At 40.3% G+C, this 23,526-nt stretch carries 21 protein-coding genes and 1 tRNA gene; 16 read left to right on the top strand and 6 right to left on the bottom strand.

What is annotated here, in order from left to right; genetic code table 11:
* Positions 1-201 precede the first annotated feature (201 nt).
* From B2727_RS01275 to B2727_RS01255, 5 genes are all read left to right on the top strand, one after another.
* Positions 202-1,605: a purine-cytosine permease family protein gene (locus B2727_RS01275; RefSeq protein ID WP_005202501.1), complete on the top strand. Its 1,404-nt coding sequence runs from the start codon at positions 202-204 to the stop codon at positions 1,603-1,605.
* Between the two features lie 110 nt (positions 1,606-1,715).
* Positions 1,716-3,137, top strand: coding sequence for a cysteine--tRNA ligase (cysS, locus tag B2727_RS01270; RefSeq protein WP_005202499.1), 1,422 nt, complete (start codon positions 1,716-1,718; stop codon positions 3,135-3,137).
* Positions 3,138-3,199: 62 nt separating this feature from the next.
* Positions 3,200-3,275 (top strand) — tRNA-Gly (locus B2727_RS01265).
* A 134-nt stretch (positions 3,276-3,409) separates the two neighbouring features.
* Positions 3,410-3,535 (top strand): type B 50S ribosomal protein L36, encoded by a 126-nt coding sequence (gene ykgO, locus B2727_RS01260; protein WP_081400817.1) that lies wholly within the window; start codon positions 3,410-3,412, stop codon positions 3,533-3,535.
* 108 nt (positions 3,536-3,643) lie between these two features.
* Positions 3,644-4,120 (top strand): copper resistance protein NlpE, encoded by a 477-nt coding sequence (locus B2727_RS01255; RefSeq protein WP_005202498.1) that lies wholly within the window; start codon positions 3,644-3,646, stop codon positions 4,118-4,120.
* A 98-nt stretch (positions 4,121-4,218) separates the two neighbouring features.
* Here the strand turns inward: B2727_RS01255 and tsf are convergent, their stop codons facing one another.
* Positions 4,219-5,094: a translation elongation factor Ts gene (gene tsf / locus B2727_RS01250; RefSeq protein ID WP_004652724.1), complete on the bottom strand. Its 876-nt coding sequence runs from the start codon at positions 5,092-5,094 to the stop codon at positions 4,219-4,221.
* Between the two features lie 138 nt (positions 5,095-5,232).
* A complete protein-coding gene (gene rpsB / locus B2727_RS01245) occupies positions 5,233-5,985 on the bottom strand; it encodes a 30S ribosomal protein S2 (RefSeq protein ID WP_004652723.1) in 753 nt (250 codons plus the stop codon).
* 213 nt (positions 5,986-6,198) lie between these two features.
* On the opposite strand from rpsB, the gene map reads away from it, so the two are divergent.
* From map to B2727_RS01220, 5 genes are all read left to right on the top strand, one after another.
* Positions 6,199-7,023: a type I methionyl aminopeptidase gene (map, locus tag B2727_RS01240; protein ID WP_005202497.1), complete on the top strand. Its 825-nt coding sequence runs from the start codon at positions 6,199-6,201 to the stop codon at positions 7,021-7,023.
* Between the two features lie 206 nt (positions 7,024-7,229).
* Positions 7,230-8,285 carry an OmpW/AlkL family protein gene (locus tag B2727_RS01235; RefSeq protein ID WP_005202495.1) on the top strand — a complete coding sequence of 352 codons (1,056 nt, stop codon included), beginning with the start codon at positions 7,230-7,232 and terminating at the stop codon, positions 8,283-8,285.
* Between the two features lie 380 nt (positions 8,286-8,665).
* Entirely contained in the window at positions 8,666-10,012 is a 1,347-nt protein-coding gene (locus tag B2727_RS01230) for an MFS transporter (RefSeq protein WP_005202492.1), read from the top strand.
* An 83-nt stretch (positions 10,013-10,095) separates the two neighbouring features.
* Entirely contained in the window at positions 10,096-11,232 is a 1,137-nt protein-coding gene (locus B2727_RS01225; RefSeq protein ID WP_005202491.1) for a porin, read from the top strand.
* A 150-nt stretch (positions 11,233-11,382) separates the two neighbouring features.
* Positions 11,383-12,588, top strand: a complete 1,206-nt coding sequence (locus tag B2727_RS01220; protein ID WP_005202483.1) for an MFS transporter — start codon at positions 11,383-11,385, stop codon at positions 12,586-12,588.
* A 329-nt stretch (positions 12,589-12,917) separates the two neighbouring features.
* Here B2727_RS01220 and B2727_RS01215 read toward each other — a convergent pair whose 3' ends face one another.
* A complete protein-coding gene (locus B2727_RS01215) occupies positions 12,918-14,105 on the bottom strand; it encodes a trypsin-like peptidase domain-containing protein (RefSeq protein WP_004808459.1) in 1,188 nt (395 codons plus the stop codon).
* Between the two features lie 188 nt (positions 14,106-14,293).
* Between B2727_RS01215 and B2727_RS01210 the strand changes: the two genes are divergently transcribed.
* The 3 genes from B2727_RS01210 to B2727_RS01200 all read left to right on the top strand — a co-directional run bounded on the left by B2727_RS01210 (position 14,294) and on the right by B2727_RS01200 (position 16,878).
* A complete protein-coding gene (locus tag B2727_RS01210) occupies positions 14,294-15,052 on the top strand; it encodes a Nif3-like dinuclear metal center hexameric protein (RefSeq protein ID WP_005202481.1) in 759 nt (252 codons plus the stop codon).
* A gap of 348 nt (positions 15,053-15,400) precedes the next feature.
* Positions 15,401-16,021 (top strand): superoxide dismutase, encoded by a 621-nt coding sequence (locus B2727_RS01205; RefSeq protein WP_005202480.1) that lies wholly within the window; start codon positions 15,401-15,403, stop codon positions 16,019-16,021.
* A 230-nt stretch (positions 16,022-16,251) separates the two neighbouring features.
* Positions 16,252-16,878, top strand: coding sequence for a superoxide dismutase (locus B2727_RS01200; RefSeq protein ID WP_005202479.1), 627 nt, complete (start codon positions 16,252-16,254; stop codon positions 16,876-16,878).
* 310 nt (positions 16,879-17,188) lie between these two features.
* On the opposite strand, the gene B2727_RS01195 is transcribed toward B2727_RS01200, so the two are convergent.
* A complete protein-coding gene (locus B2727_RS01195; protein WP_004808463.1) occupies positions 17,189-18,793 on the bottom strand; it encodes an isocitrate lyase in 1,605 nt (534 codons plus the stop codon).
* 530 nt (positions 18,794-19,323) lie between these two features.
* Here B2727_RS01195 and B2727_RS01190 point away from each other — a divergent pair.
* Both B2727_RS01190 and B2727_RS01185 read left to right on the top strand, forming a co-directional pair.
* Positions 19,324-20,325 (top strand): LysR family transcriptional regulator, encoded by a 1,002-nt coding sequence (locus B2727_RS01190; protein ID WP_004808464.1) that lies wholly within the window; start codon positions 19,324-19,326, stop codon positions 20,323-20,325.
* 201 nt (positions 20,326-20,526) lie between these two features.
* Positions 20,527-21,855: a hemolysin family protein gene (locus tag B2727_RS01185; RefSeq protein WP_005202478.1), complete on the top strand. Its 1,329-nt coding sequence runs from the start codon at positions 20,527-20,529 to the stop codon at positions 21,853-21,855.
* A 37-nt stretch (positions 21,856-21,892) separates the two neighbouring features.
* Here the strand turns inward: B2727_RS01185 and B2727_RS01180 are convergent, their stop codons facing one another.
* Positions 21,893-22,156, bottom strand: coding sequence for a ribosomal protein L7/L12 (locus B2727_RS01180; protein ID WP_005202477.1), 264 nt, complete (start codon positions 22,154-22,156; stop codon positions 21,893-21,895).
* A 67-nt stretch (positions 22,157-22,223) separates the two neighbouring features.
* Positions 22,224-22,739 (bottom strand): hypothetical protein, encoded by a 516-nt coding sequence (locus B2727_RS01175; protein ID WP_005202476.1) that lies wholly within the window; start codon positions 22,737-22,739, stop codon positions 22,224-22,226.
* A 217-nt stretch (positions 22,740-22,956) separates the two neighbouring features.
* Between B2727_RS01175 and B2727_RS01170 the strand changes: the two genes are divergently transcribed.
* Entirely contained in the window at positions 22,957-23,508 is a 552-nt protein-coding gene (locus B2727_RS01170; protein WP_005202475.1) for a DUF2239 family protein, read from the top strand.
* The last annotated feature ends 18 nt before the right edge of the window (positions 23,509-23,526 follow it).

Here is a 23,526-nt window from a genome sequence, read left to right as displayed (position 1 = left end):
CCATATGTTGAATCCCAATTTAGTTAGGCATATGTACATTCATTCTTAATCGTAGATCCCTTCTATACTTCACAGGAAAACTTGCTTATTATTAACTCAAGTTGTATATACATATACAAATAAGATCATACATGATCATACCTAAGCAATAATTAGGTATTTTTTATGACGAAAAGTGCTTCAAGGATACGGAGTAAAAAGATGACCTCAGTGGATGGGAAAGAAAAACATCAATTTATTGAAAACCGCAGTATTGATTTCATTCCAGAACACGAAAGACATGGCAGTGTTTTCGGCCAATTTACCCTGTGGTTTGGTGCTAATTTACAAATCACAGCGATCGTTACAGGTGCTTTGGCCGTTGTACTGGGTGGTGATGTGTTTTGGTCGATTATCGGTTTATTGATTGGCCAATGCTTCGGTGCCATCGTCATGGCATTGCATGCAGCACAAGGTCCCAAACTTGGCCTTCCTCAAATGATTTCAAGCCGCGTGCAATTTGGCGTATATGGTGCATGCATTCCGATTCTCTTAGTTTGCTTAATGTACATTGGGTTTACAGCCACGGGTGAAGTTCTCGCAGGTAAAGCGATCGCACAACTCATCAATGTCAGCAATAGCACTGGAATTTTAATCTATGCGGCTTTTATTGTGATCTTTGCCACCATTGGTTATCGCCTAATCCACTGGGTCGGAAAAGTTGCAAGCGTTATTGGCATAATTGCCTTTATTATTATTTTGACTCAAATTTTAACTCATTCAAACTTTTCAGAATTAATTGCCGTTCAAAAGTTTAGCTGGTCCTCATTTTTGTTAGCAATTTCGCTTTCGGCCTCTTGGCAAATTTCATTCGGTCCTTATGTAGCCGATTATTCCAGATACCTACCGTCAAACACCTCCTCCACCCGTGTCTTTTTGGCTGTTGGTTTAGGTTCACTCCTCAGTTCGCAAATTTCCATGACTTTGGGTGTATTGATTGCACAGATTTCACAAGGCGGCTTTGTCGGAAATGAGGTGCAATATGTCGTGGGAATGAACGCCGTCGCACTGATCATTACGTTCTTATATTTCAGTATCGCCTTTGGTAAGGTCACACTCTCCACGCTGAATGCTTATGGATGCTTCATGTGTATTGCAACCATTTGGAATAGCTTCAAACCGCGCTATCAAATTTCAAGAATGACGCGTTTAGGTATTGTACTGGCTATGGTTGCCATTTCTACAATCATCGCAATTGCTGGTGAACATACTTTTTTAAACAGCTTTAAAGCATTCATTCTGTTCCTACTCACCTTCTTCATTCCTTGGAGTGCAATTAACCTTGTAGACTACTATTTCATCTCTAAAGAAGAATGTGATGTTGACGCCTTATATGATCCAGATGGGAAATATGGCCGCTGGAATCATATCGGCATTGGCTGTTATATCATGGGCGTGTTACTACAACTTCCGTTTATTCATAGTAAAGTTTACACGGGTCACATCGTGACCATGTTAGGTGGTATTGATATCTCTTGGTTGGTCGGCATTCTGGCAACGGCTGTGATTTATTATTATTTCGCAAAAAAAAGTTCAACTTCGGACAGTGAGTCAAATTGGTTTTGAATAAAGAAATATTGCAAATGAAAGCCATCTTTTTTCTGCTGATAACTTTATGAAATATGGTGCATACGTTATGATGAATAACGATTTTTGTAGAGTGTTTGAAAACCCTTATGCAACCTTTTGTTCTATATAACTCTGAGCAACGTAAAAAAGTTGAATTTGTCCCACGTAAAGAAGGTCAAATCGATATGTATGTCTGTGGTATGACGGTTTACGATTACTGTCATATCGGGCACGCTCGGGTTATGGTTGCATTTGACTACATCATTCGCTTTCTGCGCAGCCAAGGTTGGAAAGTTCGCTATATTCGCAACATTACCGACATCGATGACAAGATCATTGCCCGCGCCAATGAAAATGGTGAAAGCATCCAACAACTCACTGCTCGTTTTATTCAGGCAATGAATGAAGATGCGGCTAACTTAGGTTGTGCTGAACCAGATGAGGCGCCCAAAGCAACTGAATATATTGATCAAATGCAAAATATGATCGGTACATTGGTTGACAAAGGGGCTGCATACCCTGCTAGCAATGGCGATGTTTATTTTGAGGTGAGCAAGTTCAATAAATACGGTCGTTTATCTGGTCGTAAATTGGATGATATGCAAGCGGGTGCATCTGAGCGTGTGGATGTTGAAGTTGAAAAGAAACATCCCTTTGACTTTGTACTGTGGAAACATGCCAAAGCAAATGAACCTGCTTGGGCTTCACCTTGGGGTAATGGCCGCCCAGGTTGGCATATTGAATGCTCTGCAATGTCGACTTGCTGCCTAGGCAATCATTTCGATATTCATGGGGGTGGTTCAGATCTGATGTTCCCGCATCATGAAAATGAAATCGCACAAAGTGAAGCATCGACTGGTGAACAATATGTTAATTATTGGATGCATGTTGGTTTCATCAATGTTGATGGCGAGAAAATGTCTAAGTCTTTAGGCAACTTCTTTACCATTCGCGATGTGATGGAGAAATTCCATCCTGAAGTGATTCGCTACTTCATCGTGTCTTCGCATTATCGCAGCCCAGTTAACTTCTCTGATGTGGCTTTAAAAGAAGCAAAAACTGCGCTAAGCCGTTTTTATCATTCATTTAAAGCCTATCAACAGGTGTATGGTCAAAAAACGGTTGAGACATTAGAGCAAAACTTTGTAGAACGCTTTAACAATGCGATGTGTGATGATTTCAATACCGCTGAAGCAATGGCGGTATTGTTCGAACTGAATAAAGAACTTAATCGCGCGGTGAAAGAAGAGCAAGCGGAACAAGCAACGCTGCTTTACTCTACTCTGCGTCATTTAACCAACATTCTTGGTCTGGTTCAGCATGATGTAGATGAATTCCTAAAATCAGATATTGGTCAGGAAGCACTTAGCCTTTCCGATGCTGAAATTGAAAGTTTTATTCAACAGCGTGTTGATGCGAAAAAGGCCAAAGACTTTGCTCAAGCTGATGGCATTCGCCAGTCTTTATTGGATCAAGGTGTGGTTTTGGAAGATACACGTCAAGGAACAATCTGGCGACGTGCTGATTAATTAAACACTTAGCATTATAAAGAGTTGACACTTGAATGAAACTCTCTATAATGCGTCCTATTGCGGGAATAGCTCAGTTGGTAGAGCATAACCTTGCCAAGGTTGGGGTCGGGAGTTCGAGTCTCCTTTCCCGCTCCAGATTCAAAAAAGCCCTTATCGAAAGATAAGGGCTTTTTTATTATTAACATTTACCCCACCAAAGAATAAGACTAACTCTACATGCTCAAATAAGCGAAATATTATAACATAACACAAATTCATCAAGACCTAAAATGAAAGTCTGCTCATCCCTTAAAAGTGCAAAACGTCGTAGTGCTGACTGCCAGATTATTAAGCGTCGTGGCAAGCTATTTGTCATTTGCAAATCAAACCCTCGCTTCAAAGCAAGACAAGGTTAACTTGTCTTGCTTTACCAAAGGTTAAATAACCCTTACATTCCCTTACTACCATTTCTTTTTAAAATCTAATAACTTGGATATTAATGTTTTCACAAGGTTATATCTAAGATGAAAAAATCACTAATCGCAATTTCTTTGGCATCTATTTTTTTAGTTGCATGCAATAAAGCAGAAACCCCAAAAACTGATGAGCAAACACCCCCAGCAACCACAACAGAAGCAAGCTCTGAAGTCATCGCTGATAGTGCACATACCGCAGAAAATTCATTAGACTGGAATGGTACGTATACTGGTGTACTTCCATGCGCAGATTGCGAAGGGATTAAGACTGAGCTTAAGCTCAACCTAGATAAAACTTACGAGATCAAAGAGACTTATTTAGGCAAAGGTGATGGCAAAGCATTTGAAAGCAAAGGTAGCTTCGCTTTTGACAGCAAGAACACTTCTGTCATTGAACTCGACAAGGCAGGTGATAACCGCAAATACTTCGTTGCAGAAGGCTACTTAAAAGCCCTCGATATGGAAGGCAAAGAGATTACAGGCGAATTAGCTGACAAATACGAACTCAAGAAAGAAGCTGAATAAGTTATTTCTACCGATAAAAGCCCACTCAATATAGTGGGCTTTTTATACAGCCAATAAAAAACCCAGTCATAATGACTGGGTTTTTTAGAAGATACGAATTACTTCGCAGCAGCTTGAGCAGCAGCAACTTCTTCTGCAAAACTCATTTCAGCTTTCTTCTCAATACCTTCACCCACTTCGAAACGAACGAATTGAGCTACAACTGTACCAGTCGCTTTTAATACATCAGCAACTTTCTTATCATTGTCGATAACATACATTTGACGATCAAGCGCAACTTCGTTCAAGTATTTTTCAACTGAACCAGTTACCATTTTCTCAACGATGTTCGCTGGCTTACCAGATTCTAATGCTTTCGCTTCAGCAATTTCTTTCTCTTTAGCGATCAAGTCAGCTGGAACAGCTTCAGCATTTACAGCAACTGGGTTGAACGCAGCAACGTGCATTGCAATACCTTTACCAGTGTCAGCATCACCTGTGTAAGAAACAACAACACCGATTTTTAAACCGTGTTTGTAAACAGCCAAGTTTTCGCCTTCAACGATTTGAGCACGACGAACTTGAATGTTCTCACCGATTTTTTGAACAAGTGCAACACGAGCTTCTTCTACAGTCGCGCCGTCTTCAAGCTTAAGTTCAGCAATTTTCGCAGCATCAGTTTCGTTTGCAGCAAGTGCAGCAGCAGCAACTTTATCAGAGAAGTTTTTGAAGTTTTCGTCTTTAGCAACGAAGTCAGTTTGACAGTTAACTTCAACAAGAATTGCTTTGTTACCGTTTTGAATAATAGTGATCGCGCCATCAGCAGCAATGTTACCTGCTTTTTTAGCAGCTTTTGCTTGACCTGATTTACGAAGGTTATCAATCGCAAGTTCGATGTCACCGCCTGCTTCTGTTAATGCTTTTTTGCATTCCATCATTGCAAGACCAGTACGGTCACGTAATTCTTTTACCATGCTCGCAGTAACTGCAGTCATGTTGATCTCCTAAAATCGGTAGAAAATAAATCTGTTCAACAAAAACGGCCCAAAGAAACTCTGGGCCGTTTGCACTCTCGACGCTTTAATTTGCCACCATTACATGTCGCAAAAATGACAAGCTTGCGTCAAAACGCATTAAGCCTCAGATGCGTCTTTCGCAGCATCGTCGCCTTTTGCTTGTGCATTAGCTTGTGATTGAGCGTATTCTTTACCAGCAAGAATCGCATCAGCCATAGCTGAAGCATACAAAGTTACTGCACGAATCGCATCGTCGTTACCCGGAATAACGTAATCAACGTTGTCTGGGTTAGAGTTTGTATCAACGATACCGATTACAGGAATACCTAAGTTTTTCGCTTCTTTGATTGCAATCGCTTCGTGATCAACGTCGATTACAAATAATGCGTCAGGTAAACCACCCATGTTCTTAACGCCGCCTAAAGCACGTTCAAGTTTTTCCATCTCACGAGTACGCTCTAAAGCTTCACGTTTAGTAAGCTTAGCAAAAGTACCGTCTTGAGATTGAGTTTGAAGGTCTTTTAAACGGTTGATAGATTGGCGAAGTGTTTTCCAGTTCGTCAACATACCACCTAACCAACGGTGATCTACATATGGTTGACCAGCGCGTTGAGCTTGTTCACGGATGATGTTAGAAGCAGCACGTTTAGTACCAACGAACAATACTTTGTTCTTTTTGCTTGCAAGATTGTTAACAAAGTTCAAAGCATCATTTAACGCAGGAACAGTGTGCTCAAGGTTGATGATGTGAATTTTGTTACGCGCGCCAAAAATGTATTGACGCATTTTTGGGTTCCAGAAACGAGTTTGGTGACCAAAGTGTGCGCCTGCTTGAAGAAGGTCGCGCATGCTTACGTTGTAATCTGCCATTTTCTTTACCTTAAAGTTTGGGTTAGGCCTCCATATATCCGCATTCTCCACCTATTGCTAGGCACCCAGAGTAATGTGTCGATATATGTGCGGATTTTTTACGACTATTGTTATCAGATATTTTCGTAAAATATATTCACGAAAAGCATTTGATAAAATAGGCGGCTATTTATACCATAGACACTTGCAAATTACCAAAAGTTTTTAGAGATCATGAATACAACTTATACAGCCCCACGCCGATTAATCAAAACACCTGAAGAAATTGAAAAGATGCGTGTTGCAGGGAAATTGGCGGCTGAAGTTCTAGACATGATTAAACCGCATATTAAAGCGGGTGTGAGCACACTAGAACTCGATACAATCTGTCGCAATCATATTGAAAATGTTCAACACGCGATTCCTGCCTGTGTAGGTTACGGTGCTGCACCTGGCCGCCCTGCTTTTCAACATTCTATTTGTACTTCGGTTAACCATGTAGTTTGTCACGGCATCCCTTCTGAAAATAAAACATTAAAGAACGGTGATATTCTTAATATTGATGTAACAGTGATTAAAGATGGTTATCACGGTGATACCAACATGATGTACATCGTGGGTGGTGAAACATCTATTCTTGCTAATCGTTTATGTTCAGTGGCACAGGAAGCGATGTATCGTGGTATGGCAACTGTTAAAGATGGTTCATATCTAGGTGATGTGGGCTATGCCATTCAGCAATATGTTGAATCTGAACGTTTCAGCGTTGTCCGTGAATATTGTGGCCATGGTATCGGCAATGTTTTCCACGACGAACCACAAGTTTTACACTATGGCCAAAAAGGTACGGGTATGCGTCTAGAGGCTGGCATGACCTTTACCATCGAACCAATGGTCAACGCAGGTGTTTGGCAAACCAAACTTTTAGGTGATAAGTGGACGGTTGTCACAAAAGATCACAAGTTATCTGCTCAATATGAACATACGATTTTGGTAACACAAACAGGGATCGAAGTACTCACTGCTCGACCTGAAGAAGATCTGTCTCGCTTTATGTAATTCATTCCCTTTGAATTATTTTAAAAAAGTCACTCCGGTGACTTTTTTTACGCATCCACATTTTCTTCATCAATTTATTTAAATCAAACAAAAAAAATCATAAGCATAACAATTATAAAATTTAACTAAACAAAGCCTATTTAAAAATAGCGTTAAGGTGGGCGCAAGAAAAATCCTAACAAACTTTTTGGACATGGAGTCCCACAATGATGAAGAAATCATTCGCTTGCCTGATTACAGGTGTATGTGCCCTACCGACACTTACTTTCGCAGACTCGCCTTATTTCAGTCTAAAAGATGGAGATGGGTTTAAACGTTTTTCTGTTTCCGCGGGCTGGTTACATGCCATGCCGCAAGGATCTGCAAATCCAGTCAATATCAACACGAGTGTTGCTGAGGGTACTAAAGCCAAAGTTGGAGATGTCTCTAAACAAGCTGTACTTGCAGCAGCAGACCGAGACTCCAATAAGCTTCTTTATGATGCCATTAAAATACAACCCCTTGACCCAGTACCAGGCCTGTTAACAGGCACTGCAACTGTCAACGGCCTATCTAACTGGCAAAGCCAAGGAACAGGTTTAGAAGCTGATAAGGTTGACACTGTTGGTATTATGGCTAATTACCATTTTACCGATAACATCTCTTTAGAAGTTAAGGCTGGTATTCCACCGAAAGTTGATATCAAAGGTAAAGGCGATATCTACGCACCTTTAACAGGTCAGGCAGAGACCGCATTAGGAACAATTGGTTTAAAACAAGATATCCATATCACTGATCTAACCCAAGGTGACAAAGCTGCAACTGCACGTGCTTGGTTACCCGCTGTAGAACTACATTACCAGTTTGGTAAATCTGGGGTGAATAAGTTCCGTCCCTATGTTGGCGCAGGTGTCATGTATGCTTATTTTAATGATTTAAAAATCAACTCAGGGATCGAGTTAGATTTAATCAAAGCAGGTCATATGATTCAAAATATTCATGATGGAAAAGCAGGTGCAGCCTTAGATGGTAAAACATCCTCAGCAGACCCTGTAGTTAAACTCAAAGCAACGGACACCTTTGCCCCGATTGTGACTATAGGTGCAACCTATGATTTTAATCCAAACTGGTTTGCTGTCGGTTCTGTTTCTTATTCCAAAATGAATAATGAGGCTAAAATCTCTGTGACTGACCGCAACACAGGTAAAGAACTCATCAAAGCAAATACTAAAATTGATATTGATCCTCTGATTACCTATGTCGGTGTCGGTTACCGCTTCTAAATTTCATTTCATAAAAAGCAGCACTCGCTGCTTTTTTATTGTGCAATCTTTCAAAGCAGCATGATCAAAAATCACGCACCACGAGAACGCAATTTTCAGAAGATTGTCTAACATAGACACCTTCTATCTACGACCCCACATTTATACCAATATTCTTGATTCACTCAATCCTCTTATAAACACCTTGATGATTAACATTTTAAATTATTCATTTGGTTAATTTATTTTTCTGGCACGGCACTTGCTATATATCAAACACATTGAATCAACGACGATTCATAAACATATTTGATGACGGCCAACGGCGTCCGTTCTGTTCGATTTGCTTAATCAGCGTAATGCCTAAGCAAAATAAATGACGTGCAGTTCAGGAGAAAGTTATGTCTTCACCAATGAATATTGATGCAAAAAAAGCCACCGAAATAAAATTATTTAGCTTTTCTACACCTGCCATGCGAGCGTTCCATATGACATGGTTGGCATTCTTCGTGTGTTTCTTCGCGTGGTTTGCCTGTGCTCCCCTCATGCCAGTCATCAAAGGCGAGTTCAATTTAACCAAAGATCAAATTGCCAATATCAACATTGCAGCAGTTGCCATTACCATTTTAATTCGACTCATCGTTGGCCCACTCTGTGATAAATACGGCCCACGTAAGACCTACACTGCTCTTTTACTGCTTGGTAGTATTCCTGTTTTTGGTGTTGCTGCTGCAAATACCTATGAATCCTTCTTATTCTTCCGCTTATTGATTGGTGCAATTGGCGCGAGCTTTGTGATTACCCAATACCATACCAGCGTGATGTTTGCACCAAACGTTGTAGGTACAGCAAATGCAGCCTCGGCAGGTTGGGGAAATGCAGGAGGTGGTGCAACCCAAGCCATCATGCCTCTTATCTTAGGTGCAATCGTCATGTTTGGTGTAGAACAAGCAATGGGTTGGAGAATCGCATTACTTGTACCAGGCATCATGATGCTGATCGTGGGTGTCCTGTATTGGAAGCTTACTCAAGATTGCCCTCAAGGAAACTTTAAAGAACTTCGTGAGCAAGGTATCGAAGTTGGTGCTGGCAAAAAAGGCGGTGTTGCGATTCTGATGCAAGCAGCCCGTAATTACCGTGTTTGGATTCTATTTGTCTCTTATGCTGCCTGTTTTGGTATTGAAATTTTTATTCATAACATTGCTGCAATGTACTATGTCGATCACTTCAATATGGGCCTTAAAGAAGCAGGTTTGACTGCTGGTATTTTCGGTCTGCTTGCCCTATTTGCCCGTGCACTCGGAGGTTATCTTTCAGATAAGGTTGCAATATCAAAAGGTTTAGATGGTCGCACAAAAGTATTGTTTATCATGATTCTATGTGAAGGCTTATTCCTCATACTTTTTTCTCAGATGAATACCGTAGCACTTGCAATTATTAGCATGACCGTTTTTGCTCTCTTTACCCATATGTCTTGTGGTGCAACTTACGCGCTTGTACCTTTTATTGATCGCAATGCTTTAGGTGGTGTCGCAGGTATCATCGGTGCAGGCGGTAATGTCGGTGCAGTTGCTGCAGGCTTCTTACTCAAAGGTTTACTCGACGTACAAACCTGCCTGATGATTTTAGGTGCTTTGGTGACCGTAGCCGCATTCAGTGTCATCCTCATTCGCTTCTCGGTCGAACATAAAGCCAAAGAACAACAATTGTTCGAGCAAGCTGTATTAGAACGTAACTCTCTCGCTTAATCACAACACATTTTGTGTGGGATAAACCCTCCCACACGATTTCCAAATTAAATACTTCAACACCATTTTTCAGGGGTCTCAATATGAAATTGAATCTTCTTGGCTTTGCCATGCTTGGATGCTTAACCAGTACTACTTTTGCAGCACCTACACTTTATGGGGAAATTGATGCAAGTATCGATTACTTGCCAGAAAAAAATGCCAACAGCTCAAATAAAGATGTGTGGGAGGTTAGCTCCAATAGTTCATATCTAGGCATTAAAGGAGATGACAAACTGACTGAGCATCTAAGTGCGGTCTATGCAATTGAATGGGGATTAAGTGCTGACGGCGATGGAACAGACTGGACGCAACGAAACCGCTTTGTCGGATTAAAGGACAGTCAACTCGGCACCATCAAAGTGGGTAAACATGATACGCCGGTCAAACAGCTCTCAAGCACAGTTGATATTTTCAATAATTATGTGGCAAATAAAGCAGATATTGGTGGGATTCTGACTGGAGAAAACCGTATCGATAACGTCATTCTCTATGAATCACCAGCCATTCATCTCTCTCAAGGCGTGGTTAAACTGAATGCTCTGCTCGCCACTGGAGAATCATCTGGAATTAAAACATCCAGCGGCGGTGCAAAAGTCGCAGGTCGCGGCTTAGGCGATGCATGGTCTGCCAGTCTGGTTTATGAACATCCATTTTTTGTCGCAGGACTTGGCTATGACAAAGCCATTCCAAGCACTTTTGCAGGACGTGGCTTTCTCAATGTTGCCACAAGACAGGCTTATACAGCCGACACACAAGCTTTTGCCGCAGCAAATACCATACGTGCCATCGGACGTTTAAATCCGTTTGAAGGCTTGGCGATTAAAAGCTTGTATCAACGTTCCGATGTTGAAGAAACTAGCTATGCAGATCCAACAGAAACAACAAAATGGGCCACAAAAGCCAACAATATTGATGATGCTCAAGGTTGGTTAGTGGGTGCCGAATATATTCTTCCAAATGCAAAAAAATGGATACTCAAAGCACAATATAGCCAGAATGATACTCACTTTAAAAACACCACAGCTGATTTTAAAGCCAAACAAATCATGGCCGGGGCTGATTATGCCTTTAGTAAGCAGGTGAAAAGCTATGGCTATGTAGGTTATTTAACACTTGAACAAGCAGATAAAAAAGACAAGCAACCTGTTGTCGGATTAGGCTTGGAATTTAAGTTCTAAATTATATCCTGCCATTTGAAACAAAACGGTCAATTTACAGTTGACTGTTTTGATGACTTTGCATCTTGTCACAATTATTTTTGCAGGGAATCGAAATATGATGAGAAGTATTTTAGAATACTTTTCACTTATTCCAAGATTACAACAACAATGTCAAACCCTCAATTTTCCAAACAATTGGTCTATATGCTGATCGGAAGTGCGCTGATTCTCGCACTTTCATTGGGTGTACGCCATGGCTTTGGTTTATATCTGGTACCCATGAGCGATAGTTTTGGTTGGGGCCATCATATTTTTAGTTTTGCGATTGCCATGCAAAACCTGATCTGGGGGGCTGCACAACCCTTTACCGGTGCGATTGCTGACAAGTACGGTACTAAAAAAGTCGTGATGGCGGGAGGGGTACTCTATGCTATTGGCTTAGTCCTTATGGCATTTAGCTCTACAGGACTCTTACTTAACCTCAGCTTAGGGCTCGTGATTGGACTCGCCTTATCTGCGACCTCTTTTACCGTATTGCTTTCTGCGGTTGGTCGCGCTGCACCACCAGAGAAACGCAGTATGGTCATGGGGATTGCCAGTGCTGCGGGTTCCTTTGGGCAGTTTATTATGCTGCCCTCAACTCTGTTATTCCTTAAAACCATCGGTTGGTCTTCTGCTTTGCTGGTGAGTGCCTTTGCTATTGCATTCATTGTCCCCTTGGCTTGGTTATTGAAATCCCCTGCTTCTACAGCACCTAAAGCGCTAAATCAGCCAAGTTTAAGCTTTAAACAGGTTTTACACATCGCAAGAAAACACAAACCATTTTGGTGGTTATCGCTCGGCTTTCTGGTCTGTGGTTTCCAAGTGGTATTTTTAGGCGTACACCTACCTGGTTATTTAATTGATCATGGCTTTGATGCCACAACAGGTACGATATTCTTGGCACTGGTCGGTCTATTTAATATTGTAGGGACCTATGGTGCAGGTTGGTTAGGTGATCGCTATTCAAAACCAAGATTGCTGATGCTGCTTTATGGTTTACGCGGTATTGCTATTATTGCTTTTCTACTACTCCCACTCAGCACATTGACCGTTTATAGTTTTGGGATCATTATGGGACTACTCTGGCTTTCCACTGTTCCGCTCACCAATGGGATTGTGGCCAATATGTTTGGCGTCAAATATTTATCCATGCTCAGTGGTATTGTGTTCTTTACCCATCAAATCGGCTCATTCTTTGGCGGCTGGCTCGGTGGGGTCAATCATGATATTGCAGGCAACTACAATATGATTTGGCTCGCCTGTTTAGTGCTAAGTGCTTTTGGTGTTGTCATCCATCTTTTCGTGAATGAAGAGGCTGTGATTCATGACTAATATAGAACGTCATTTTAAGTTGCTATTGTTTGTCACGCTTCTGTGTTTGATGAGTCTTTCGATCTTGATCTGGTTTCAAACCCCTGATTTGTTTGAGTACTTCAATCAAGCATTTTGTGCACATTGAAGCAGAGCGCTTGTGCTTGGTCTTTGTCATATAAACATCAAAACTCTGTCATCAAACCATCAAATTTCGATGCTTTAATGAAAAATAAAAAAGTCGATAAAATGCAAAAAGCGTGTTGATCAGTCGATCAACACGCTTTTTTTATGACTTCAAATAAATAAAGGCTGCTCATTGGCAGCCCTTATTTATCATCTAAGCGGCCTTACTGTTGTTGACGCTTAGGCAATGGAATATATTGCGATTGTGCATTTTGTTGCACTTTACGCTCTCCAACTTTAACCTGCAAAGTTTGTTGTTTGCCTTCACGCTCAATCACCACATCAATTAAACTTTCTGGTGCTTGTAACGCAACATAATTAATCAAATGCGATGCTGAAGAGATCTGCTCATTATTCACTTGAATAATCTTATCGCCACGCTTAATCCCTGCAGAATCAGATGGTCCGCCACGTAATACATCTGCAACAGTGACACCAACTGGTTTAGCGGTCAAAACATCTTCATCAATGTTATTTGGAATTAAGCTAATTCCTAACCAACCACGTACTACACGCCCATCTTTCAAGATGGAATTAAGAACTTGCTGACACACTTTGGCAGGTATCGCAAAACCAATTCCAAGTGAACCACCCGATTGCGAGAAGATCGCCGTATTGACCCCAATCAAATTACCCGCAACATCAATCAATGCACCGCCAGAGTTACCTGGGTTAATCGCAGCATCGGTTTGAATAAAGTCTTCATAGGTATTGATGCCCAAATCCGAACGTCCCGTAGCAGAGATAATCCCCTGAGTCACAGTTTGACCGACACCAAATGGGTTACCAATCGCGAGCACAACATCACCCACTTCATTACCACTTAATTTAAATGGCAACACCGGTAATTTATCCAATTCAATTTTGATTACCGCCAAATCGGTGTCTGGATCAGTGCCAACCACGGTCGCTTCAGCACGGCGTCCATCTTGTAAAGCCACGACAATATGCTCAGCCTGCGCAATCACATGATTATTCGTTAAAATATAACCATCCGCACGTACAATGACGCCTGAACCCAAACTGTTTTCGTTTTGAGGTTGTTGCGGCATTTGATTGCCAAAAAACTCACGAAATACAGGATCATTCAATAATGGATGATTCATCTGTTTCACTTTCTGTGTGGTAAAGATATTCACCACAGCAGGTGCCGCCACTTTGACCGCAGCACTATACGAAACCACCCCACCCGTACGCGTGGTATCAATCAGTGGTTCAACCTTTTCTGCTGGCATTTTTACCCCATCAGCAGCCACCGTTGGTTTCGGTTGATGTGATTTCTGCCAAGCCAGAAAACTAAATATAACAAGAATGAGTAATACCCAAGGTAACCATGTAAATGCACGGCGCACGTCTATTATCCTCTAGGCGAAATTATGTAATGAACGTAATTTATTGAAGAACTGGAAGTTTCCACCATTGTAAAGTAAATTGCTTAAAATCAATGCAAAAGTTAAAAAAGTTTTGTCTAGCTTTAGTTACATTTGAAAATATGTTCTTATTGTTGCTGAGAAAAGATGTAAATCATTTGAGGAATCGCATGGCAAATTTGCATGACATTGTGCAATGGTGTAACCAGACTTTAAAAGCCAATGAATTTAAAGACTACGCGCCAAACGGCTTACAGATCGAAGGTAAGCCTGAAGTCAATAAAATTGTATGTGCCGTGACTGCATCTGAAGATGCAATTGATGCTGCAATTGCCCAACAAGCCGATGCATTACTGGTCCATCATGGTTATTTCTGGAAAGGTGAACCCTACCCAATTACAGGCATGCGCGGCAATCGTATCAAGAAACTGATTCAAAATAATATTTCCCTGATCGCGTATCACCTGCCTTTGGATGCACATCCAACTTTGGGCAATAACATCGCTATTGCCGATTTGATCGGTCTAAAAGATTTAGAAGCTTTGGATCCAAACGAAAAGCATCCAATTGGCAACATTGCCTATTTAGACAATCCGCTAAGTCCAGAACAATTTAAGGCGAAGTTACAGAGCATTTTTGACTTTAATGTGATTCATCTACCAAGTGATAAAACTGTAATTAAAAAAGTAGGCTTCTGCACAGGCGGTGCTCAAGATTTTATTGCAAAAGCAGCTCAAGCAGACTGTGATGCTTATATTTCTGGCGAAGTTAGCGAACGTACTTTTTATGAAGCAAAAGAACTAGGGGTACATTATTTTGCATGTGGTCACCATGCAACTGAACGTTATGGTGTACAGCGTTTAGCACAGGCCATTACCAAACAGTTTTCAATCAAAACCGAATACTTCGAACTCAACAATCCGATCTAGTTCGAGTCAACCATTTGAAGGAGTGGAATTATTTTCACTCCTTCTCTTCATAATTTTTAAATGAATCCATTTTCAAATTAAGATTTGCGTTAACACCACCAGCATTGCAACGTCTTTACCTTATCTTGGGGCTTATAAAGCCTAACCCAGAACACATCCCCTTTCTTTCATTGGCAAGTCAATTCAAGACCCAACAGACAAATGATAAATAAAATTTATTTTTTACTCCATTTCGCATAGATAAAAGCAAATTAAAAGACATTGATTCTCATTTGCTTTTAAATAAATAATGAAGGCGCTTCAATTCATCGTAATAAAACCACATTGATTACAAAAGGAATCAAACACATGGCTTATTCTTTACCGGCGCTTCCTTATACATATGATGCACTCGAACCGAACATTGACACCAAAACCATGGAAATTCATCATAGCAAACACCATCAGACCTATATCAATAATATTAATGGCGCAATTGAAGGCACAGAATGGGAACAACTCCCTGTAGAGGAACTAGTCGCCAAAGTGAATGAAGTTCCAGCAGATCTTAAAAATATGGTGATCAATAATGGTGGCGGACACGCAAATCATTCACTTTTTTGGACAGTCATGAGCCCGCAAGGTGGTGGAGAACCTACAGGTGATATTGCTGAAGCCATTGATCAACAACTTGGTGGTTTCGATGCTTTTAAAGATGCATTCACCAAGGCAGCGATTAGTCGTTTTGGCAGTGGTTGGGCATGGCTGAGCGTCACGCCTGAACACAAATTAGTGGTCGAAAGTAGCGGCAATCAAGACTCACCCTTGATGCATGGCAATACACCTATTTTAGGTCTGGATGTATGGGAACATGCGTATTATTTAAAATACCAAAATCGCCGTCCTGAATATATTGCTGCATTTTATAATGTGGTGGATTGGAATGAGGTCAATCGCCGTTATCACCAAGCGTTACAAGCAAAAGTATAATAATTTTCGAATCAGCTCGGCCTGATTCAGTATCTCCATAAAAAACGGGTTAGAGTGTCTTAGAACGTTCACTAAACGAGCTAAAAACTCTAATCATTGTTGTATCGTATATGTCTCATAACGAAATTTTTTGCATATTTTGTGTATTAAAAGACTGCCCTATTATCTATAGAATCATTTACAATAAAGGCACTTAATGTAAAACCCAGCAAATTTGCAAGGAATGAAACATGACAACCATTACTTTACCTGCACTTCCATATGGCTATGATGATTTAGCGCCACACATCACTCGCGAAACTTTAGAATACCATCACGACAAACACCACAATACTTATGTTGTTAACTTAAACAACTTAATCAAAGGTACAGACCTTGAAGGTAAATCTTTAGAAGAAATCATCAAAGCGTCTGCTGGTGATGCATCTAAAGCAGGTATCTTTAACAACGCTGCGCAAGTATGGAACCACACGTTCTACTGGAACAGCATGAAGCCAAATGGTGGTGGTAAACCTACAGGTGCGATTGCAGCGAAAATTGAAGAAGCTTTTGGTAGCTACGAAAAGTTTGCAGAGGAATTTACTGCTGCTGCAACAACTCAATTCGGTTCAGGTTGGGCTTGGTTAGTTGCTGATGAAGTAAACGGTAAATTATCGATTACTAAAACTGCCAATGCAGATACTCCACTTGCTCATGGCCAAGTTGCAGTATTAACCATCGACGTATGGGAACACGCTTACTACATCGACTTCCGTAACTTACGTCCTAAGTACATCGCAACTTTCCTAGAAAGCTTAGTAAACTGGGACTATGCAAATGCTAAACTTGCAGGTCAACCAGCAGGTGTTGAGAAATAATTTATTATTTCCCAAACTTAAAAGACTGCTCTTTATGAGCAGTTTTTTTATGCTTATATTTTGATGGAATCATTCAACTCAGCCATTCAATTCACTTGCTCTTTTTAAATAAAGTCTCTTTTACATCGTCCTTAGATTAATAAAGATAGATCTCATTGAATAAATTCTTTCAATAGAAAGCGTCTCATCACGAATAATCAGAAAGACCCTAATTAGTTTTCTTGAAACAAAGATTCAGTCTTAAGTATTTATTTTAAAGCAATAAAAAAACCCTGCTTTCGCAGGGTTTTCTTTTGAATCAGTTCAGTGCTTAGTGAGCAGCGAATTGGTTCATTGTGTTTTTAGCATCATCGTGTGCTTTAAGAGCGTTGTCACCAGAGAAGATTTCTTTGTGATCATCACCGATGTCAGAACCCGCCATTGCTTGGTGTTTAACACAAGCGATACCACCACGGATTTCTTTACGTTGTACGCCAGCAACATAAGCCAACATACCTTCAGAACCGAAGTAACCTTGTGCAAGCTCATGAGTAGAAAGCGCAGCAGTGTGGTAAGTCGGAAGTGTGATCAAGTGATGGAATACACCCGCTTCACGAGCAGCATCTGCTTGGAATGTACGGATCTTAGCGTCTGCATCAGCAGCTAATTCAGTAGCATCGTACTCAGCGCTCATTAATTTAGCACGGTCGTAAGCAGAAACGTCTTTACCTTCAGCAACCCAACGGTCGTAAGCTTGTTGTCGGAAGTTTAAAGTCCAGTTGAACGATGGGCTGTTGTTATAAACAAGCTTCGCATTTGGAACAGTTTCACGTACACGGTTAACCATGTGAGCGATTTCTTCTACGTTTGGAGTCGCAGTTTCGATCCAAAGAAGGTCTGCACCATTTTGAAGGCTAGATACACAGTCAAGTACAACACGGTCAATTTGAGTGTCAGCACGGAACTGATATAAACCAGAAGCTAAACGCTTAGGACGGTGTAATTTACCATTACGTTTGATCAAGATTTCATCTTCTTGAGCATCAGCAATGTCAATTTCAGTTGTATCTAAGTAGCTGATGTATTGAGAAGCGATGTCGCCTGGCTCTTTAACCACTGGGATTTTTTGAGTCAAGTCAGCGCCTTCAGAGTCAGTACGCGCAACGATGATACCGTCATCAAGACCCATTTCTAAGAATGCATAACGTAATGCATGGATTTTAGCGATGAAGTCTTCGTGTGGAACTGTTACTTTACCAGCTTGGTGACCACATTGTTTCGCGTCAGATACTTGGTTTTCGATTTGAAGTGCACAAGCACCCGCTTCGATCATCTTACGTGCAAGTAAGTAAGTCGCTTCTTCGTTACCGAAACCAGCGTCGATGTCCGCAATAATTGGCACAACGTGAGTTTGGAAACCGTCGATTTGAGCAGTGATTTCAGCAGCTTTAGCAGTATCACCAGCTTCGTTTGCTTTTTTAAGCGCACGGAATAAATCATTAAGTTCTTTCGCATCAGCTTGACGTAAGAAAGTGTAGATTTCTTCGATCAAAGCAGGTACAGAAGTTTTTTCATGCATAGATTGGTCAGGAAGTGGACCAAATTCTGAACGAAGTGCAGCAACCATCCAACCAGAAAGGTAGATATAGCGACGTTCAGTTGTACCGAAGTATTTTTTGTTCGCAATCATTTTTTGTTGCGCGATAAAACCGTGCCAGCAACCTAATGATTGAGTATATTTGCTAGAATCAGCATCATAAGCAGCCATATCACGACGCATAATCGCAGCTGTATATTTAGCAATATCTAAACCAGTTTTGAATTGGTTTTGCATTTGCATACGCGCAGCATCTTCTGGGCTAATATCGCGCCAAGTGTCGCCGAATTTTGCTTTTAGTTCGCGGATTGCATCAATCGCTGTTTGATATGTAGACATGATATATTCCTTTTGCGGATTGGCATCGAATGATTGCTAATAAATCCTGATTTTAATTAGTCTAGATTTAAAGCACCTCATCAACATGTATCACAGCTTAGTCTTTGGCAAGTGTTTTATCCAATATTCTGGCTTAATCTTCAGTATTTTCTAAAAAAATATATGTATAACCATTTTTCAAGAATACAAAAAACACCAAACAAGTATTTGTTTTTATTAATTTTACAAAATACACAACTTGGGCCAAGCATCAAATTTTAGCCCCATTTTCTAGACTCATCAGTTCATAAAAAGCTGAAACTTGCTTATTTGAGTTGCAGAAAATGACAATTTTTCTGTGTATTTTCCTTCAATTTGAATACAAAACCACAGCATAAAAAGCCGTCAAAATTAAATAATTCGACAGAATGTGCCAAGTTGAAGCATAAGCATTGAGGCTGTTGCTTTTATGTAGGATTAAGTTACACAAATCCCTTTGGATATGTCATAATTCAAGGCAATTCAAGGATTTTATTTTCGGTATTTTTTTTATGAATCTGGAGCGCGTCGATCTCAATTTATTAATTTATCTTGACGTACTTCTTCGTGAAAAAAATGTCACCCGCGCAGCAGAGCAATTGGGCGTTACCCAGCCTGCGATGAGTAATATTCTGCGTCGTTTACGTAATTTATTTAACGACCCCCTACTCATTCGTTCTTCTGAGGGCATGACGCCAACAGAACGCGCATTAGAATTACAGCCACGTATTCGAGATGCGCTAGCTGATCTGTCAATGATCCTTGAACCGCGTACTGAATTCCGTCCTTATACCAGTAATCGTGTATTCCGGATTATGACATCCGATTATGCCGAAGCGACTTTAGTTCCACGTTTAGTAAAAGCTTTACGCTCAGAAGCACCAAACGTGGTCTTGGATTTCTTAACCCCAAGTGACGTATCCTACCGTGATATGGAACAAGGTAAAGTTGACTTAGCCATTAACCGCTTCAACGAAATCCCGCAAAGCTTCCACCAGGTCTTAGTATGGCGTGATAGTTTTAGCTGTATTTTAAATGATAAACACCCTGCAGTGACTCATCTCAATTTAAAAAGCTATTTAGATGCACAGCATATTTGGGTATCTAAAACAGGTATGGGTGTCGGCTTTGGTGTTAATCCAGAAAAACAAGCTGGATTAGGTTGGATTGATCAAGCGTTAGAGCGTATCGGTCAACGCCGTAAGATCTCTGTATTTACCCGTCATTATCAAATGCCAGCACTGTTAGCGCAAAATGTAGATTTAATCGCGACGCTACCAACACGTATGGCACGCTTACAAACACAGAATCCTAGACTGGTTATAAAGGATCCTCCGTTCTATATTCCCGAATTTGAACTTAAAATGGCTTGGTGTCCGTTGTTACATCATCATCCTGCACATCGTTGGCTCAGACAATTGATCCTATTTGTTGCACGTCAAATGATTGAAGAAGAAAATCGTGAGTATTTGTTGAATAATGGCAATTCACAATTACCACATAGTTTTTTCTAAACTGACACATTAACAAGATGAATTTTCAGCCATATTTTCTGTGTGGCTGATTGTTTTAATAATAATATCAATAAAAATTTATTTCTTTTACTTATTGATAGATTATATTCTCTTAAAGAATAAGCGAGTGAAATAATGCGTTACAAACAATTATTTGCATAAGCGACTTTATAGGCTGTGTCCTATCAACATAGGTGATGTATGGATATTTTACAAAGCATGATGATTCTAGTTCTTCTAGTCGCATGTTCATTCTTTTTATCCTTATCTGAAATCGCGATTGCTGGATCACGAAAACTCAAACTCAAACTCATTGCTGAAAGCGGTGAGGAAAGAGCAAATAAAGTCATTGAGTTACAAGAAAACTCTGCAGACTTTTTTGCATCTACGCAAGTCGGTGTGAATGCTGTTGCGATCTTGGGGGGTATTGTCGGTGAATCCTCATTGCGTCCTTACTTCCACAATTTGGCGACTGAGCTTTACCCGGGGCCTTGGGCAGATACCATCGGATTCAGCTTATCTTTTTTAACAGTCACTTCCCTATTTATCTTATTTGCTGATTTGATGCCAAAACGTTTGGCCATGATTTTCCCAGAAAAACTAGCCATTAAAGTCATCAATCCAATTACGATCTTTATCAAAATCTGCAGACCATTGGCTTGGTTTATTAATATCATTGCAAATTCAATTTTTAGAATCTTTAAAATTGATACTAAACGCGATGATAGTATGACTTTTGATGATATTTCTGCCATTGTAAATGCCGGTGCACAAGCTGGTGTCTTACAAAAACAAGAACATCATTTCATTGAAAATGTATTTGAGCTTGAAGAACGAACTGTCCCATCCAGCATGACGGCACGAGAAAATATTGTTTATTTCACCTTGAATGAACCTGAACAGAGTATTCGTCAAAAACTGGCTGAACATCCTTATTCAAAATTCTTAGTGTGCAGTGAACATATTGATCAAGTGATTGGTTATGTCGATGCCAAAGATATTCTGGTACGCATCTTAAACAATCAATCCTTTACCCAACTCAATGAATCAACCATCCGTAATGTCCTGATTATTCCAGACTCTTTAACCTTGTCTGAATTGCTGGATCGTTTCCGTTCAACCAAAGAAAAGTTTGCTGTTGTGATCAACGAGTATGCTTTGGTTGTTGGTGTTATCACGCTCAGCGATATTATGATCACGGTTATGGGCGACTGGGTCACACCGATGGATGAAGAAAAGCAGATTATCAAACGCGATAATCATTCTTGGCTGATTGATGGCAGTACACCAATTGAAGATGTAAAACACGCATTAACCATCGAAGAATTCCCTGAAAATGAGAATTACGAAACGATTGCAGGCTTTATCATGTATCGTTTACGCAAGATCCCACGTCCTGCCGATGCTGTTGAATATGCTGGTTTCAAATTTGAAGTTGTCGATATTGACCACTATAAAATTGACCAATTGCTGGTAACCCAAGTTTTACCAAATCTCGAAGGTGAATCTCCAGTATCCCAAGATGATTAATCTTGAAAGCTAAAAAAAGCCCATATATGGGCTTTTTTTATTTCATAACAAACCAGATCACGGCAGCCAATATCAGTAAAATTAAAATAAAGACTTTGATTCCACCACGACTCCGCTGCGCCAACTGCTCTTGAATCTGCGCCTGTTCTTGTGGATGATCTTGAAGATACTGATCAATTAAATCTTTAGATTCCTTAAGACCTAAACCTGTTTTTTCTCGCGTGATCTTAATTGCATCAATCAGCTGCCCTGCACGAAGCATGGCTAAAGCTTCTGCAGGAATCGTCGGTGGTAAATTCATAAAAGTAACAATCCTTGTTATTTTCTATTGGCAACCGCATTGATCAGAACAGGAGGTTTATAATTCCTTAATTCCCACCATACATTGAGATGAGTTCATCCAAGGTCGCTTGATAGTGAATAGCAATGTCTTCTGCCAAGATCTTATAAGCATTATCAAACTGAACCATTGGCCAACCTTCTTTCCAAAATGGGAAAATATTGTGTAGACCTTCTGTCACGATTGCATCTTCACGGATAATCGCTTGAGCAACCTGAGCCAAGACCTGAGCGGTTTCTGCACCATCAATCGCTAAATAATCAATACCACGCACTTTTAAAATACGGATACGATCTTTTTTATAGCGAATTTTTTTCGCCTGACCGGCATTCAAACCTAATGCCAGCGTAACTGCTTCTACAAACTTTTCTTCAAAGCTTGTATTCAGTGCAACCAAAGCTTGTTTGTGTGCTTCTTGACGCCCAGCCTTCCCCCCATTACGGATAATCTCATTTGCTTCCGTATCCAGCTTATCTTTTTTCATAGACTGTAAAATGTCTAAAATTTCGATATCGCTTAAAGATTCAGGAGATTGCTCAATCATGGGAGTCCTAATACACAAAAATAAAAAAACATTGTCTCATAAAAGCGATATCAAAGCAGAATAAAATTGAAAATTGGCATTCTATCTGCATCATTTTTTATGTCAGATTTGAGAGCTAGCTCTCCAACTGAATCAGATCTTTTGAAGCTATATTTATTTGCATAATTATTTTTACCCTGATAATATTATTTTACCCGTATAAAACAATCCGAAGAAAATGAATACTCAAATAACAACCTATACTGCCTTTTCAGGGAGTACCTTCATCGCAACTGGGCAACCTACTGAGCTTGCAATTAAGATTAAACTTAGGCCTAAAACAATTGAGAATATTTTAATTTTCAATGATCAAACTGGCCGACAGGTTGATCTTGATCTTTCTGGTTCTGAACAAGAAATTCATCAACGTTATAGCGAGCCTGAGCCGACAAAGAAAGTTGGGCGACCGAAACTTGGGGTCATCTCTCGTGAAATTACCTTACAAAAAAAACATTGGGATTGGTTAGATCAACAGAGTTCCAGTGCATCTGCTGTGATTCGGAAGTTGATTGATAAAGAGCTGAATGATCCAACTTCTGAAAGCAATATCATGCTCGCCAAACAATCCACCGACCGCTTTATGTCTGCCATGTTGGGTAATATGCCCAATTATGAAGAGGCAACCCGTGCTTTATATCAGGGTGATCAAGCGAATTTCTTAAAGATGATTCAAGATTATCCTAAAGATATAAAAAACTATTTAGTTTTTAAAACACATCATATTTTCTAAGGGGCTTAGGAAGTTAAG

Source organism: Acinetobacter sp. UBA991 (assembly GCF_002292065.1).
Taxonomy (GTDB): Bacteria; Pseudomonadota; Gammaproteobacteria; order Pseudomonadales; family Moraxellaceae; genus Acinetobacter; species Acinetobacter higginsii.
The sequence above is the reverse complement of the archived record's forward strand: the minus strand, read 5'-3'. Positions and strand labels throughout refer to the sequence as shown.

Coding starts and splice junctions, on each gene's coding strand:
- B2727_RS01275 (WP_005202501.1), top strand. CDS start 202: ATGACCTCAGTGGATGGGAAAGAAAAACATCAATTTATTGAAAACCGC.
- cysS (WP_005202499.1), top strand. CDS start 1,716: ATGCAACCTTTTGTTCTATATAACTCTGAGCAACGTAAAAAAGTTGAA.
- ykgO (WP_081400817.1), top strand. CDS start 3,410: ATGAAAGTCTGCTCATCCCTTAAAAGTGCAAAACGTCGTAGTGCTGAC.
- B2727_RS01255 (WP_005202498.1), top strand. CDS start 3,644: ATGAAAAAATCACTAATCGCAATTTCTTTGGCATCTATTTTTTTAGTT.
- tsf (WP_004652724.1), bottom strand. CDS start 5,094: ATGACTGCAGTTACTGCGAGCATGGTAAAAGAATTACGTGACCGTACT.
- rpsB (WP_004652723.1), bottom strand. CDS start 5,985: ATGGCAGATTACAACGTAAGCATGCGCGACCTTCTTCAAGCAGGCGCA.
- map (WP_005202497.1), top strand. CDS start 6,199: ATGAATACAACTTATACAGCCCCACGCCGATTAATCAAAACACCTGAA.
- B2727_RS01235 (WP_005202495.1), top strand. CDS start 7,230: ATGATGAAGAAATCATTCGCTTGCCTGATTACAGGTGTATGTGCCCTA.
- B2727_RS01230 (WP_005202492.1), top strand. CDS start 8,666: ATGTCTTCACCAATGAATATTGATGCAAAAAAAGCCACCGAAATAAAA.
- B2727_RS01225 (WP_005202491.1), top strand. CDS start 10,096: ATGAAATTGAATCTTCTTGGCTTTGCCATGCTTGGATGCTTAACCAGT.
- B2727_RS01220 (WP_005202483.1), top strand. CDS start 11,383: ATGTCAAACCCTCAATTTTCCAAACAATTGGTCTATATGCTGATCGGA.
- B2727_RS01210 (WP_005202481.1), top strand. CDS start 14,294: ATGGCAAATTTGCATGACATTGTGCAATGGTGTAACCAGACTTTAAAA.
- B2727_RS01205 (WP_005202480.1), top strand. CDS start 15,401: ATGGCTTATTCTTTACCGGCGCTTCCTTATACATATGATGCACTCGAA.
- B2727_RS01200 (WP_005202479.1), top strand. CDS start 16,252: ATGACAACCATTACTTTACCTGCACTTCCATATGGCTATGATGATTTA.
- B2727_RS01195 (WP_004808463.1), bottom strand. CDS start 18,793: ATGTCTACATATCAAACAGCGATTGATGCAATCCGCGAACTAAAAGCA.
- B2727_RS01190 (WP_004808464.1), top strand. CDS start 19,324: ATGAATCTGGAGCGCGTCGATCTCAATTTATTAATTTATCTTGACGTA.
- B2727_RS01185 (WP_005202478.1), top strand. CDS start 20,527: ATGGATATTTTACAAAGCATGATGATTCTAGTTCTTCTAGTCGCATGT.
- B2727_RS01180 (WP_005202477.1), bottom strand. CDS start 22,156: ATGAATTTACCACCGACGATTCCTGCAGAAGCTTTAGCCATGCTTCGT.
- B2727_RS01175 (WP_005202476.1), bottom strand. CDS start 22,739: ATGATTGAGCAATCTCCTGAATCTTTAAGCGATATCGAAATTTTAGAC.
- B2727_RS01170 (WP_005202475.1), top strand. CDS start 22,957: ATGAATACTCAAATAACAACCTATACTGCCTTTTCAGGGAGTACCTTC.